Source organism: Ancylobacter sp. GW821-FHT10E12 (genome assembly GCF_058809335.1).
Map to the genome: position 1 here is coordinate 64057 of NZ_JBXASN010000007.1, position 14212 is coordinate 78268.

Genomic DNA, 14212 nt, shown 5'->3' on the forward strand with positions numbered 1-14212 from the left:
CATGGCCAAGGCGACGACCATCAAGATCAAGCTCGTGTCGAGCGCCGACACCGGCTTCTTCTACGTGACGAAGAAGAACTCCCGCACCATGACCGACAAGCTGGTCGTGAAGAAGTACGACCCCGTCGCGAAGAAGCACGTCGAATTCCGCGAAGGCAAGATCAAGTGATTTCGATCACCTGATCCGCCATCCTGACGGATGCGGCAGATATGAAGGGCGCCTCGCGGCGCCCTTTTTGTTTTGAGAACGGCCGTGATTCCCCCCGCTGATCGAAGCCTCAGCCCCTCGCACGCCAGGCGGCGCTCAGTTCACGCAGGCGTGGCCCGTCGCCGGCGAGCCTTTCCACCTCGATCCAGCGGTTCCATTCTTCCGCGAGGCTCCAGGCCGGATCGCCCACGTGGGCCAGCGGCAGCCGGTAATGCAGCGCGAAGCGTGGCTTGACCTTGCTGAGCATGCGCGTGCGGGTGCGATCCGGCGCCAAGGCGACCAGCAACGGGAGCAGGTCGAGCCCGCGGTGCCGGCTCGGATTGGCGGCAACATAATCGTCGCAAAAGGCCGCCAGGTCCGGCACATAGCCCGGATCGAGGATCCGCTTCACATAGGTCACCGGAAAGGACGGCGGCGCGTGCAGCCGCGTCGCCCATGTCGGGCGGCATCGGGCGCGCAGCGACGGCTCGAGCAGAACGTAGGCGCGCAGGATCGGCAGCAGCGCCTCCGCAGCGATGGCCGGCGGCTCGATATTGAAATGCAGCCCGAGGGCGTCGAACGGCGTCACCCCTCGCCCCGCCGCGCCGGCCTGCCGCAATATCCCAACCACGTGGTCGACCAGAGGCAAACGCCCGACCGCGACCGGCTCGGTCACAAGCTCCCGCGGAACGAACGGGTTCAGCGCGTGGCCGAGCCAGGTCGACAGCGGCGGCTGTATCCACGGCCGGGGATGGTCCTGGAGACGCAGCGGATGAACGTGGCGGATATCGAGCTCAATGCCGATCCTGCCGAGTTCGGCCGTCTCGACGTGGAACGCATAGGGATCCTCGCAGCGGGTGGTGCCGACCATGGCGGCGGCGAGCGCCTTCGCCGCTGCGCCCACGCCAAGGCGGGTAAACTCGACCTCCACCCCGACGCGGCGCGGCGTGCCGTCCTCCTTGGCGGGGACAGGCAGGGAGGCGAACGCGGCGTGGGTACGGGTCATGGATCCGGTCATTCCCTAAAGGCATGACCCACCCATTCTGGCATGAGCATGACGGCGGTGGAGGCGACGGCGGCAGGCTCAGGGATCGGACATCATCTTGGGCGTTCCGCAGGCCGGCGGCGCGCAATTGGGCACCGGCATCTCCGATACCGACCCGGAAGGCTGAGCCGCGTTCGGCACCGGCGTGCTGGGCCGCGGAGCCGCCACCGGCGGCGGTGCCGCCTGGAAGCCGGGAACGGGCTCGTTTGCGGCGGGGTTTCGCAACGCCGGATTGCCGGTGATCGGTACCGGGAGGATCGGCGCGGCGCCGCCAGTGCCGGTCTGCGCCGATACGGCGCCGGCCATTGCGAGCACCAGGACAGCGGATGCGGCGGCCAGGATGCGGGCGGGCGCTGTCGACGGCATGGCTTCCTCCTGTTTCGGAGCCAACGCCTCTCAGCCATATGCGTTCCGGTCCGCCAGGCCGCCGGCCGCTACGTCGTGCCGAACAGCTTCCCGAGATCGACGCTTCGGCGGGTATCCCGATCCAGATCAAGCCGATGCTCCACATTCGCCAGATGCTCATCCATCAGTGCGGCCGCCCGCGAACCGTCGCCGGCGGCCAAGGCATCGAGGATCATCTGGTGCTCGTGATGGGAGCAGCTCGGCTTGCCCGGTTTCTCGTAGACCAGGATCACCAGGGCCTCGCGGGTGATGAGTTCGCGCAGGAAGCGGAGCAGGATGGCGTTGCCGGCGATTTCGGCGAGGCGCAGGTGAAATTCGCCGGATAGCCGCACCATTTCCGGCCAGTTGCGCCCGACCTCCGCGGCGATCTCGGCTCGGATGTGATCTTCGAGCGCCGCCCGGTCGGAGCCGGCGAGGCGACCGGCGAGCAGGCGTATGATGGTGTCCTCGATGCCACGGCGGGCGGCAAAGATCTCCCGCGCCTCCCTCGGCGTCGGCTGGAACACCGAGGCGCCCTTGTTCGGCTCGATGGTGAGGAGCCCGGCATAGGCGAGGCGGGTGAACACCTTGCGGATCCGGGCGCGGCTGACGCCGAAGATCTCCCGCATCTCATCCTCCCGCAGCCTCGTGCCGGGCGGCAGGTCCTGTGCCGCGATGGCGGCGTGGATGCGGTCGTAAATGACGTCGTCCGACGTCGCGCCGAGATCGGCTTCGTTTTCTCCCATCTCGGTCCCGCTCATCATCGCTCCGCCGCCTATCGTACGCCGCCGGATGATGTAGACATTCCGAGCATTGCTTGTCGAGAAAGATGCTCAATTTTCTGGCAAATGGCGACAGTTATTGTACATATTATGATCTTGAATTGTCGACAATATTAAATACGATTATCGACATATTGGATGCAATAACGGCCTCGGCGCCGAATTCGGCGCTCGCGAACGAAGCGTCGGCCCGGCCGTCGATCCCCGGTGATGCAGGCTTCCCCAACGACAGAAGCAGCATCGGGGCCAATTGCCCATGTGGAGATCGCCGTGACCACCCTGTTCAGGAACGTCCATCTTCTGCAGCGCGGCGACGGCAAGGGCCTGTCGGCCCCCGTGGACGTGCGGGTGGAAGATGGACGCATCGCGGCGATGGGTAACGACCTCGATGCACCGGACGGCACGCGCATGGTCGACGGCCACGACAAGCTGCTGCTGCCGGGCCTGATCAACGGACATTTCCATTCCCCGGTCAGCCATATGAAGGGCCGGCTCGACAGCCTGCCGCTCGAGATCTTCATGCTCTATGAGAGCCCGTCGCTGGAGGCGTTGCGCCCGAGCCCGCGGGAAGCCTATCTGCGCACCCTGCTCGCCTGCGCCGAAATGCTGCGCAATGGCATCACCTCGGTGCAGGACGATGCCTTTTTCCTGCCCGAACCCACGGCCGACATTATCGACGCGGTGATGCAGGCCTATGCCGACAGCGGCATGCGCGTGAACCTCGCGCTCGACGAGCCTGAACTCGCCGAACTCGACAAGCTGCCCTTCCTGCGCGACCTGGTTCCCCCCGATCTGTGCGCCGACCTCTCGGTGCCGCGCGATACCGCCTTCCTGCTCGACGCCTATCGCCACCTGCTCGGCCGCTGGCACGGTGCGGAAGGCGGCAGGCTACGCGCCGCCGTCTCGTGCTCGGCGCCCCAACGCGTGTCGCCACACTATATGCGGACCCTCGACGAGATCAGCCGGACGCACGGGATTCCCTATTTCGCCCACATGCTGGAAACCAAGCTCCAGCGCGTGCTGGGCGAGGAACGTTTCGGTGGACGATCGCTGATCCGCTACGCGGCGGACGAGGGAATCCTGTCCGATCGCCTCAACGTCATCCACGCCATCTGGGTCGACGACGCCGATCTCGATCTCCTGGCCGAAGCCGGCTGCACGGTCGCCCACAACCCGATCAGCAATCTTCGGCTCGGCAGCGGCGTCATGCCGTTCCGGCGCCTGCGCGCACGCGGCATCCCGATCTGCCTCGGCACCGACGAAGCGATCGCCGACGACAGCGTCAACATGTGGCCGGTCGCCAAGATGGCTGGCCTGATCCACAACATCGCCTCCCCCGACTGCGCACAATGGCCGAAGGCGTGGGAAGTGCTCGACTGCCTGTTCGCCGGTGGCGCGCGGGCCATGGGCCTGGAGCATGAGCTTGGTGCCGTCGAGCCGGGCCGCCTTGCCGATCTCACGCTGATCGACCTGCACACCCTCGCCTTCACACCGCTCAACGATCTCGCGCGGCAGCTCGTCTATTGCGAGGACGGCCGTTCGGTGGTGGCGACCATGGTAGCCGGGCGCTTCGTGTTCGAAGCCGGACGTTGCAGCACCATCGACGAGGCCGATCTGCTCGCGGAAGCGGGCGAGTTGTTCGCCCGCCGTCACCGGGCGCTCGAAGAGGCGGCCCATGCCGCCGGACGCCTGCGCCCCTATTACGAAGCCATGGTCGCCAAGGCCGCCAGCCGCGATGTCGGCATGAACCGCTGGGTGTCGGACACGAGGACGGCGGCATGAGGATGGACGCGATGCCGGCCCGCCACGGACGCTACGACCTCTCTCCCATCACGCGGCGGCCGGATTATTGCTGGCCGAACGGCGCGCGCCTCGCGCTCTATGTCGCGGTGGGCATCGAGGATTATGCCTTCGGCACCGGCCGCAGCGAGGACATCCTGCCGGGCGCCGCGCCCCCCGACCTCGTCAACGCCTCCTGGCGCGACTATGGCAACCGGGTCGGCGCGTTCCGGCTGTTCGACGCCCTCGCCGGCTATGGCATTCGTCCGGCGGTACTGCTGAACACGGCGGTCTATGACACCGCGCCAGCGGTGATCGCGGCGGCGCGCGATGTCGGCGCCGAGTTCGTCGCCCATGGCTGGGCCAATTCAGACTGCCTCGCCGGCATGACGCCCGCCGAGGAGGCGGATTATATCGCCGCCGTCCGCCTGCGGATCGCCCATGAGGAAGGCGCCCCGCCCACCGGCTGGTCGAGCCCATGGCTGGCGCACAGCCCGCAGACGCTGGACATCCTCGCCGCACAGGGCTTCCGCTACCTCGCCGACCTGCGCGCCGACGACCAGCCGATGCGGCTGAATACGCGAACGGGGTCGTTGCTCGCCCTGCCCTATGCACTGGAGCTGAACGACAGCACGACGCTGATCGGCCGCCAGCACAGCGCGCGCGAGTTCGCCGACATGATCGTCGACGAGTTCGACGAGATGCTCGACGCCTCGGCCCGCCAACCGCTGGTGATGAGCATCGTGCTGCACTCCTTCATCACCGGCCAGCCGTTCCGGCTGCGGGCGCTGCGGCGGGCGCTCGATCATATCGCGGCGCGGCGCGAAGGCCTCTGGATCACCACGCCCGGCGACATCGCCGCCCGCGTCTGCGCCAGCGAGGAGCAGCCGGTGCCATGACACGCATCCTTCTCGTCAACCCCAATACGACCCAGGCGGTCACCGACACCGTGCTCATCGAGGCCCGGCGTTGCGCCGGGCCATCGACCATTGTCGAGGGCATCACGTCGGAATTCGGCGCGGCCATCGTCTCCACAGAAGCGGAAAACACTATCGCGGCGCATGCCGCGCTGGACCTGCTGGCCCGCCACCATGCGGGCTTCGACGCCGCCGTCGTCGCCATGTCCTTCGACGCCGGCGTCTTCGCCGCGCGTACGCTGCTGCCGATTCCCGTGGTCGGCCTCACCGAGGCGGCGCTGCACACGGCCTGCCTGCTCGGCCGGCGGTATGGGCTGGTGCTGCTCGGCCGCGTCAGCCTGCCCCTCTATGAGGACGTCATCGAGCGCATCGGCTTGCGCGGCCGGCTCGCGGCCATCGAGACGGTGGAGGTCGCCTCGGCGGCGGATTATCTCGACCGTCCCGCCATCGACGACGCGATCCTCGCTGCCGTGGAACGGCTGGCGGCTGGTGGCCGTGTCGATGTGGCAGTGGCCTGCGGTGCGGCGGTGGCAGGCGTCGCCCATCGGCTGCGCGAGCGCGCTCCCCTGCCGCTTCTCGATGGCGTCGCCCCCGCGCTGGCACAGGCGGAGATGCTGGCCCGGCTGCATCCGCGACCGCCGCGCCGGCCGGCGCGCCTCGCCGCCGGATCGCCGGCGAAAGGGGTTTCGCCAGCCCTGAGCGCACTTCTCGACGACCCGACCTAAGCGTCCGCCGCCACGTCAACACATACCGAGACCGAGGACCCGAACCCATGCTGCACCGTCGCCTCCGTTCCGCCCTTGCCACCACCTGCCTTGTCGCCGGACTTGCCGCCGCGGGCACCTACCCCGCCGCGGCGCAGACCGCGAGCTGGCTGACCCAGACACAGCAACAGAATGCCCAGTACCCCGCCGAGACCAAGGCGATCGAAAAGATCACCGCCGACGGCGTGAAGGTTACCCGCAACGAGTTCCAGGTGCTGGGGCTCAACCTTGCCGATGCGCTGCGGCTCGCAAGCTCCGGCACCTTCCAGGTGGTGACGACGCAGATCGGCAGCGCCGCCAAGGATGACCCGTTCCTCGAGGGCATCGACCTCGTCGGCGTCTCGACCGACATGGGCGAGCTGCGCACCGCGGTCGACGCCTATCGCGAGCCGTTCAACAAGCGCCTCGGCGAACGGTTCGGCGTCAAGGCGATGGCGATCTGGCCGTTCGGGCCGCAGGTGTTCTTCTGCAACCAGAAGGTCGAGACGCTGGCCGACATGAAGGGGCAGAAGGTACGGTCCTTCACCGCCTCCATGTCGACGCTGCTGACCGAGCTCGGCGCCGCGCCGGTCACGCTGAGCTTCCCGGAAGTCTACCCGGCGCTGGAGCGCGGCGTCGCGTCCTGCGGCGTCACCTCGCCGACCTCGGCCAATACCGGCAAGTGGCCGGAAGTCACCAAATACCTGATGCCGCTTTCCGTTTCCGGTTCGGTGCAGGCGCATATCGTCAATCTCGAATGGTGGAACAGCCTGCCCGCCGACAAGCAGACCGCCCTCACCGCCGATTTCAAGGCGCTGGAGGACGACCTCTGGACGCTCGCCACCAAGACCAATGCCGACGCCTTGTCCTGCTCGACCGGCGGTCCCTGCGTCGGTGGCATCTACACCAAATACGACATGACGCTGGTGCCGGTCTCCGATGCCGACAAGGCGAAGGTGAAGGCGATCGCGCAGGACAAGATCCTCGGCAGCTGGGCGAAGCGTTGCGAAACCGCCTATGCCGGCTGCACCGCGGTGTGGAACGACAGCGTCGGCAAGGCGCTCGGCGTCAAGATCGCTGCGCCGTGAGGAGATTCGGTGAGCCGTGCCGCGACTGGCGGCCGGCTCACCCCCCATTCGACACCGACCTCAGTCCGTTTGGAGATTCGCGTGGAACAGCCCGCCGTCCGGCCTCCGGTTGAAAATCCCGTCGTGCGTGCCGTTGAGCGGCCGATCCGCGCGATGCAGATCGTCATCGGCTGGGCTCTCGTCACGCTGTGCTTCGCCACCGCCTACGAGATCCTCGCCCGCCGGCTATTCGGCTTCTCGCTTCAGGGCGTCAACGAGATCGGCGCCTATATGCTGGCGGTGGGAAGCACCTGGGGATTCTCCATGGCGCTGCTCCAGCGGGCGCATTCGCGGGTCGACTTCCTGTTTCCGCGCTTCCCGCGGCCATTGCGCAACGTCCTGAACCTGATCGCCGCCGCCACGCTGGCCGGCTTGGCCGTGTTCTCCGCCTGGGAGGGCTGGAGCGTGCTCAAGGACACGCTCCGCTGGCAGGCCCGCGCCAGCACGCCGCTGGAGACGCCGCTGTGGATCCCGCAATCGCTCTGGCTGTTCGGCCTCATTGTGTTCGCCGGCCTCGCCACCGCGCTCGCCATCCATGCCGCGATCCTCGCCGTGCGCGACCGGCGGCGGCTCGACCAATTCTACGGCCCGCCCTCGCTGGAGGAGCAGATCGAGATCGAGACGCAGGGAACCCTCCCGAACGGCACGCTGCCGCACGATGGAAAGGCAGTACTTCAATGATCAGCATCGGCATCGTCGTCTTCGGCTTCCTGGTGATGGTCGCCCTGCTGTTCCTGGGCCTTCACGTCGCCACCGCCCTGTTCCTGACGGCGGTTACAGCTGTCGTCGTCTATTTCGACGGCGTGCATCTCAAGGTCTTCGGCAGCCAACTATGGAGCGCGATGGAGGACTACATCCTCCTCTCCATCCCGCTCTACATCCTGCTCGGCGAGATCCTGGTGCGCAGCGGCATGACGGACAAGATGTACGCAGCGCTGGCGCCATGGCTCAACCGGTTGCCCGGCGGGCTGCTGCACACCAATATCGGCGCGTCGGCGATCTTCTCGGCGGTGTCGGGCTCGTCGGTCTCCACCGCCGCCACCATCACCACCGTCGCGCTGCCCTCGTTCAAGAAGCGCGCCTATGACGAGCGCCTGGTGCTCGGCTCCATCGCCGCCGGCGCCTCGCTCGGCAATCTCATTCCGCCGGGCATCGCCTTCATCGTCTATGCCTCGCTCACCAATACCTCGGTCGCCCAGCTCTACGCGGCAGCGCTGGTGCCGAGCCTCATCCTCACCGGGCTGTTCATGGCGGTGATCGTGGTGCTCTGCCTCGCATGGCCGGGCCTTGCCGGCGCCCGCGAACCCGACGTTCCCTATGGCGAGCGCGTGCGGCGCATGATCGACCTGATCGGCCCGGCGGTGGTGTTCGCCATCATCATGGGTTCGGTCTATACCGGCTGGGCGACGGTGACGGAGTCGGCGGCGCTGGCGGTGGTGGCGACGATGATCATCGCCGGCCTGCAGAAGCGCCTGTCGATCCGCATGCTGCACGAGTCTTTCGTGGCGACGGCCAGCCTGACCGCCATCACCATGCTGATCCTGGCGGTCGCCTTCTATCTGAACTATGCGCTCGGCCTGTTGCAGATCACACAGACGCTCAGCACCTGGGTCGCGGGCCTCGGTGCCAGCCAGCTGCTGCTGAAATGGGTGCTGGCGATCTTCTACGTGCTGCTCGGCATCTTCTTCGAGACCCTGCCGATGATGGTCGGTACCGTGCCGGTGCTGTTCCCGATCATCGTCGCCGCCGGCATCGACCCGGTATGGTTCGGCGTCTTCATCGTGCTGATGTGCGAGATGTCGCTTCTCAGTCCGCCCGTCGGCATGACGCTCTATGTCATCCAGACCGTGCGGCGGGAGGGCAATATCGGCACGGTCTTCGCCGGCACCATCCCGTTCGTCGCCGCCATGGTGCTCATGATGGCGCTGCTGATCCACTTTCCCGGCATGGCCAATTGGGCGGTGCAGGCGGTACGCTGAGACAGCGGGGGCAACTCGCTTCCCTGCCGGGCGTCGAGACCGGCGAGGACAGGCGATGCATTCCGAAAAGACCGGACGGCATGCGATGCGGCACGCTCATCCCAATGTCGAGCGCCGCCGCGATCAAGGCGGCCGCGCCATTTGGTGTCCACGCTCCGGTTGCGCTCCGTAGGGCGGCGACACGCCACCGAGGAAGCCTCGCCATGATGAACCGTCGTGAATTCGCCTCCCTGCTCGCGGTCGGCACCGCGACGACCCTGCTGCCGCAGCTGGCGTCGGCAGGAAACGTCCCCGTCGCACGAAATGTCGTGCTGGTGCACGGGCTGTTTGCGGACGGCTCATGCTGGTCGGAAGTCATTCCCCGGCTTCAGGCCGCGGGGCTCGGCGTGACGTCGGTGCAGAACCCGCTGACCACATTGGACGACGCGGTGGCGGAGACCCGCCGCGTTCTCGCTCGGCAGGATGGACCCACCGTACTAGTCGGGCATTCCTTCTCCGGGATGATCGTGACGGAGGTCGGCGTCGATCCGAACGTCTCGGCGCTCGTCTATGTGGCGGCGCGCGCGCCGGATGTGGGCGAGGACTATGCCGCGCTGGCCAAAACCTTTCCGACGCCGCCAGCCTCGGCGGGCATCGTCTTCGACGGGGACGAGGGGCGGCTCACCGAGGCCGCCTTCCTGCGCGATTTCGCCGGCGACCTCCCGGAAGCGCGGGCGCGGCTGCTATATGCGGTCCAGCAACCGTTCCACAAGGCGCTGCTGGCCGGCCGGACCACCAATGCCGCCTGGCGGTCCAGGCCGAGCTTCTACGCCGTCTCGACCCAGGACCGGACGATCGATCCCGACCTGGAGCGGTTCATGGCCAAGCGCATGGGGGCGACGACGATCGAGGTGCCGTCGAGCCATCTGTCGCTCATATCGCACCCGCAGGAAATCGCCGGCCTGATCCTGCAAGCCGCCGGCCGCCGTCACGGCATGACGGGTGGCGAATAGGAGAATGTCGCCATCAACAGGGTGGCCACGCACAGCACGATCGGGAAATGGAAGGCGAATTGCATCGAGGTGTAGCCGATCAGGTCCTTCGCCTTCAATCCCAGTATGCCGAGCAAAGGCAGCATCCAGAACGGGTTGATGAAGTTCGGCAGCGTCTCGGCGATGTTGTAGACCATGACGGTCCAGCCCAGATTGGCCCCGATGTCATTGGCCGCCGCCATCAGATAGGGGGCTTCGATGACCCATTTGCCGCCGGCGGAGGGGATGAAGAAGCCAAGTACCGAGGAATAGGCGCCGATCAGCACCGAGAAGGACCATGGGTCCGCCGACGCGCCGACGAACCAGCTCGCCAACGTGTGGGAGAGCGTCACGCCCTGCGCGTCGGGGGCGGCCGTCAGGATGTGCGCGATGCCGGCATAGAACGGGAATTGCAGCATCACGCCGGCCACGCTCGGCATGGCCTTGGAAAAGGCGGCCAGCAGGCTGCGCGGTCGCCAGTGCAGCACGACGCCCAGGAAAAGAAAGACAAAATTATAGGTGTTGAGCCCGGACAGCGTGATGAGCGGGTTACCGGCCCGGAAGGCCTGCCACGCCCAGCCAAGCGCGAGCAGCGCGACGAAAATGGTCAGGATCGGGCTGACCTCCAGGAAATCGCCCGGCCGGCGAGCAACCTCGGATTCCCTGAGTTCTTTCGTCTTTTGGTCGCCGTCGAGCACGATGCCGAGTTCGGCCGCGGTCTTCACCGCGCTCTCGCGCGGCGCGGTGACATAGCAGATGCTGGCGGACAGCAGCGTTACCAGGAGGATCATCACCCCATTTTGCCAGGTGAGGATGGTCTGCGAAAAACTGATCACGCCGGTGATGGGCAGCAGCGCGGCCGGAATGCTGGCGGCATTTGCCTGAAGCTGCGCGGCCGATGAGGTGATGCCGAGCGTGAACCCGCAACCCAGGCCGAGATAACCGGCTGCGCCCGCGGCCCGATAGTCCAGCCGCATATCGGTTCGGCGCGCGATCGCCCTCACGAGCAGGCCGGAGAAGATAAGGCTCAGGCCCCAGTTCAACAGCGACAGGGCGATGCTGACGACGCCGATGAACACCACGGCGCCCCGTGCCGTCCGCGGCACCGCCGCGAGGCGACGCAGCAGGGCGGCAACCGGCGGCGACACCGCCACGACGTAGCCGCCGATGGCGACGAAGGCCATCTGCATGGTGAAGGGAATGAGATTCCAGAAGCCGTCGCCGAACGCATGGCTGACGGCGAGGGGAGATGCTCCGTGCAGCATGGCGCCGAGGGCAACCACGACGACCGCCGTCAGCACGAAGACATAGGCGTCGGGGAACCATCGCTCCGAAAGATGCACGAATTTTTGTGAGAAACCGCGCAGTTCGGTGCCGGTGTCGACACGCGCGAGCAAGGGAGCCCGCTCCCCGATCTCCGTCATAAAGCGTCCCGCCCCTGCGCCATGTCTGCCCGTGAGTATCCCGGAATGCGGGACATGGGGCAACGGCGGGCGATGATGCTCGGCGCCGTGCGCACAGATGTCGCTCCGTGCGTGCTGCGTACCTGCAGTTGAACCGGCAGGCGGCACATCAGCCGCCCGGCAATATCGATCCGTGAACAGGCTCTGTCAGGGGCGCCGGCACGTAGCTGCCTGCTGCCTGAGAAAAACGCCGGCAGCAGGCGGGCGCGCCGGCGCGAGGTTCGGCCATCGAATTCCCGGCATAAGGTGGAAGGTTCAGTGCCCGCCTTCCACCTTCATGGCACCGAACTCCTTCTTCTCGGCGATGAAGCGCGCGGCGAGGACCAGTGCACCCATGGTGAACTCGCGGCCGTGCTCGGCGATCATGCGCTCGGCGAGGGCGGCGATATCCTCGAAGAACCTGTCCTTGCTCTCGGCGATCTTTTCGGGCGAATTCATGTTGTCCTCCTGTCGGTCTATTTGAACATCGGTGCGGGCAGATCGATCACGCCGGCCCAGCCTTGCCCGGCGTGGTAGGCGAGATGCTCGCCATCGGCGGACCAGTGCAGATCGCGCAGGCCACCTGGGCTCGGATCGCGGATGACGAGTTCGTCGCGGTGTCCAATCGCCACCACCACGATCATCCCGTTCTCATAGCCGACCGCCACCAATGGCCGATGAGGATGCAGCCGCGCGGCCTCCACCGCCACGAGGCCCGAACGGCCGGTGGCGATGGTCTTCGGCCGATCCGTCCCGTCCCCGTCCGCGATTTCCCAGACGATGGCGCGGAAGGCGCCGCTGGTGGCGAGCAAGCGCGAATCGGCGCTCCAGTCGAGGGAGCGGACCGCCGCCGGATAATCTGGGAGCCGCAGCACCCGCTGGCTGGCGGCCTCGATGAGCGCGGCGCCGCCATGCTCAAGCCCAACGGCAAGCCGCGAGCCATCCGGCGACCAGGAGAGCGTCTCCACTGCTGCGATGTCGACATCGAAGCGGTCCCCGGCTTCGCCATTCTGGTCGACGATCATGATGCCGGTGTCGAGGCCGAGCGCCACGCGGCGTCCGTCCGGCGACGGCGCGAGCGCACGCAGCCGCCCGTCATACTGCGCCACGGCGCAGGCGGTGCCGCCATGCGGATCGTAGCGCGTCACTGTGCCAGCCGCCGCCACCAGAGCCCGGCCGTCTTGGGTCGGGACGATCGCATCGACAGGGCCGCTATCCATCTCGACCCAGTTTTCCGTCCGTCCGCCAGGTTCCACCTGCACCAGGCGGCCGCTGGCGCCGCCGGCCAGGAACCCGGCCTGGCCGAATGCCGCCAGCCTCACCGGCGCGACGTCCACCGGCACGATGGCAGGCAGCGACACCGTGCGGGCACGCGGCGATATGGTGGAACGCCCGTTCTCGATCGACATCCGCCAACGCACCATGGCGGATTCCGGATCGTCCATCGAAGCGATGGCGAGCGTACCGTCCGCCAGCGCGAAAGCCGCGCTGAGGCCGGCCCGGTCGAACAGCCCGGCCTGCACCTCCGCATCGAGCCGCCATTGCCGGGCGAGCAGGGCGAAGAGCGGCGACGTTTCGGCTTCCATTGTGCTCATGACACCCTTCCCTGCATCGTTTCGTTTATCCCTAGGCTCAACCGCCGCCGAGCCGCCGATCCACCGCGTCGAGCTGCCCGTTCCACTCGGCCAGGTCGGCTTCGTCGGCGGCGAGCAGGGCATCGGCCGCGTCGCGCTGTGCTATCGCCTGCGCGAGACGATCCGCTGAAGCACCGGCCTGACTTTGCGACAAATCACGCTCGCATTGCATCACTTCGAGCTCCAGCCCGCTGAAGGCCTGCCGATTCCGCAGCTGGCGCGCGTTCAGCCGCGCGATCTGCTGCACGATCTCCAGTCGCTCGATCAGCAAGGTCCGCAGTTCGTCGGGATCATTCATGCGCGGCTCCCGGCGAAATGGCCCGCGCGGCGGCTGGACACGGTCCCCGGCCGGGCGAGATAGTGGCCGCACGCCAACAGGAAGCCGCCACCATGTTCGAGGCCATCGGCACGCCGCTCTTCTCCGCCCTCGCAGATGGCGCCGAACGACAGCTCGGCGCCGGACACGACTGCACGCAGGCACTGCGGCAGGCGGCAACGAGCGGGACGGCGGCGGATTTCGCTCTCGCCGAGGCCTCGCTCAAGGCATTGCCGGAAGCGACGCGCGACAGCCTGATGGCTTCGGCGCACCGAAGCTTGCGGGAGAATCCCGCCAATCTCCTTGGCGCCTTCGCCGCTGCAGGCGCGCCCGGGTGGATGCATTGAACAGTGCCGGGACTAGCCATTCGAGCCGCCCTCCCCGCCCGACCGCGGGCCGTCAACCTCGGCCAGAATGTCGTGCAACCCGCCGAGGCCGGACATGAAATGCAATTCGGCGGTCTCGATATGGCCGCGCAGGCTGTCCCAGATATCCGCCCGCAGCAGATGGGTTGAATCGCCGCCGAAACGCTCGAAGGCCTGCAGGTCGAGTTGGTGGGAGAGAGCAAGGCCGTTCACCACGAATTCGGTGAGTTCGCGGCCATGGGTCTCGACGAACAGGCGCAGGAGCGGGTGATCGCCGTAGCTGACACCGTTGCTGGCAAGCGCCTCTTCGATGAACGACTGGAAATGCCGCGACAGCAGGTCGAGGCTCTCACCACGGACGCGCATGGTGAAGACGATGTCGCGCGTGGCATTGTCGAGAATTCTCGACGCGAGCGCCATGGACCGGGGGACGCTCGCCGAACGATAAGGCCGCTCTGTCATCGGATGCCTCGACATTCCATCCCGTGTGCGAACCGCGCGA

17 protein-coding genes are annotated in these 14212 nt (G+C 67.0%); 9 read left to right on the forward strand and 8 right to left on the reverse strand.

The window, feature by feature from the left end; translation table 11 throughout:
* Position 1 precedes the first annotated feature (1 nt).
* The gene (gene rpmG, locus AC1RU4_RS11025; RefSeq protein WP_013166321.1) at positions 2-169 is read left to right on the forward strand and encodes a 50S ribosomal protein L33; all 168 of its coding nucleotides are present in this window, start codon (positions 2-4) and stop codon (positions 167-169) included.
* Between the two features lie 109 nt (positions 170-278).
* Here the strand turns inward: rpmG and AC1RU4_RS11030 are convergent, their stop codons facing one another.
* The 3 genes from AC1RU4_RS11030 to AC1RU4_RS11040 form a co-directional block, all read right to left on the reverse strand.
* Complete coding sequence (locus AC1RU4_RS11030; RefSeq protein ID WP_492891128.1) at positions 279-1193, reverse strand: amidoligase family protein; 915 nt, start codon at positions 1191-1193, stop codon at positions 279-281.
* A gap of 78 nt (positions 1194-1271) precedes the next feature.
* Positions 1272-1598 carry a hypothetical protein gene (locus tag AC1RU4_RS11035; RefSeq protein ID WP_492891129.1) on the reverse strand — a complete coding sequence of 109 codons (327 nt, stop codon included), beginning with the start codon at positions 1596-1598 and terminating at the stop codon, positions 1272-1274.
* A gap of 68 nt (positions 1599-1666) precedes the next feature.
* Positions 1667-2377: a GntR family transcriptional regulator gene (locus AC1RU4_RS11040; RefSeq protein ID WP_492891130.1), complete on the reverse strand. Its 711-nt coding sequence runs from the start codon at positions 2375-2377 to the stop codon at positions 1667-1669.
* A 291-nt stretch (positions 2378-2668) separates the two neighbouring features.
* On the opposite strand from AC1RU4_RS11040, the gene AC1RU4_RS11045 reads away from it, so the two are divergent.
* From AC1RU4_RS11045 to AC1RU4_RS11075, 7 genes are all read left to right on the forward strand, one after another.
* A complete protein-coding gene (locus AC1RU4_RS11045; RefSeq protein WP_492891131.1) occupies positions 2669-4180 on the forward strand; it encodes an amidohydrolase family protein in 1512 nt (503 codons plus the stop codon).
* Positions 4177-5076 carry a polysaccharide deacetylase family protein gene (locus tag AC1RU4_RS11050; protein WP_492891132.1) on the forward strand — a complete coding sequence of 300 codons (900 nt, stop codon included), beginning with the start codon at positions 4177-4179 and terminating at the stop codon, positions 5074-5076. Before AC1RU4_RS11045 ends, AC1RU4_RS11050 begins: the two co-directional genes overlap by 4 nt.
* Positions 5073-5819, forward strand: a complete 747-nt coding sequence (locus tag AC1RU4_RS11055) for an aspartate/glutamate racemase family protein (protein WP_492891133.1) — start codon at positions 5073-5075, stop codon at positions 5817-5819. Before AC1RU4_RS11050 ends, AC1RU4_RS11055 begins: the two co-directional genes overlap by 4 nt.
* Before the next feature lie 47 nt (positions 5820-5866).
* Positions 5867-6925 carry a TRAP transporter substrate-binding protein gene (locus AC1RU4_RS11060; protein ID WP_492891134.1) on the forward strand — a complete coding sequence of 353 codons (1059 nt, stop codon included), beginning with the start codon at positions 5867-5869 and terminating at the stop codon, positions 6923-6925.
* Between the two features lie 123 nt (positions 6926-7048).
* On the forward strand, positions 7049-7645 hold the full coding sequence (locus tag AC1RU4_RS11065) for a TRAP transporter small permease subunit (RefSeq protein ID WP_492891135.1): 597 nt from the start codon (positions 7049-7051) through the stop codon (positions 7643-7645).
* Complete coding sequence (locus AC1RU4_RS11070; RefSeq protein ID WP_492891136.1) at positions 7642-8943, forward strand: TRAP transporter large permease; 1302 nt, start codon at positions 7642-7644, stop codon at positions 8941-8943. The genes AC1RU4_RS11065 and AC1RU4_RS11070 overlap by 4 nt, the downstream gene beginning before the upstream one ends.
* A gap of 203 nt (positions 8944-9146) precedes the next feature.
* Positions 9147-9935: an alpha/beta fold hydrolase gene (locus AC1RU4_RS11075; RefSeq protein ID WP_492891137.1), complete on the forward strand. Its 789-nt coding sequence runs from the start codon at positions 9147-9149 to the stop codon at positions 9933-9935.
* On the opposite strand, the gene AC1RU4_RS11080 is transcribed toward AC1RU4_RS11075, so the two are convergent.
* The 4 genes from AC1RU4_RS11080 to AC1RU4_RS11095 all read right to left on the reverse strand — a co-directional run bounded on the left by AC1RU4_RS11080 (position 9911) and on the right by AC1RU4_RS11095 (position 13327).
* Positions 9911-11377, reverse strand: a complete 1467-nt coding sequence (locus tag AC1RU4_RS11080) for a short-chain fatty acid transporter (protein ID WP_492891349.1) — start codon at positions 11375-11377, stop codon at positions 9911-9913. The genes AC1RU4_RS11075 and AC1RU4_RS11080 overlap by 25 nt on opposite strands.
* A 294-nt stretch (positions 11378-11671) precedes the next feature.
* Complete coding sequence (locus AC1RU4_RS11085; RefSeq protein WP_492891138.1) at positions 11672-11854, reverse strand: hypothetical protein; 183 nt, start codon at positions 11852-11854, stop codon at positions 11672-11674.
* Positions 11855-11871: 17 nt separating this feature from the next.
* Positions 11872-12990: a WD40 repeat domain-containing protein gene (locus AC1RU4_RS11090; protein WP_492891139.1), complete on the reverse strand. Its 1119-nt coding sequence runs from the start codon at positions 12988-12990 to the stop codon at positions 11872-11874.
* A 37-nt stretch (positions 12991-13027) separates the two neighbouring features.
* Positions 13028-13327, reverse strand: coding sequence for a hypothetical protein (locus AC1RU4_RS11095; RefSeq protein ID WP_492891140.1), 300 nt, complete (start codon positions 13325-13327; stop codon positions 13028-13030).
* 92 nt (positions 13328-13419) lie between these two features.
* Here AC1RU4_RS11095 and AC1RU4_RS11100 point away from each other — a divergent pair, with 92 nt between their 5' ends.
* Positions 13420-13692, forward strand: a complete 273-nt coding sequence (locus AC1RU4_RS11100; RefSeq protein ID WP_492891141.1) for a hypothetical protein — start codon at positions 13420-13422, stop codon at positions 13690-13692.
* A 12-nt stretch (positions 13693-13704) separates the two neighbouring features.
* Here the strand turns inward: AC1RU4_RS11100 and AC1RU4_RS11105 are convergent, their stop codons facing one another.
* Positions 13705-14130 carry a hypothetical protein gene (locus AC1RU4_RS11105; RefSeq protein WP_492891142.1) on the reverse strand — a complete coding sequence of 142 codons (426 nt, stop codon included), beginning with the start codon at positions 14128-14130 and terminating at the stop codon, positions 13705-13707.
* Between the last annotated feature and the right edge of the window lie 82 nt (positions 14131-14212).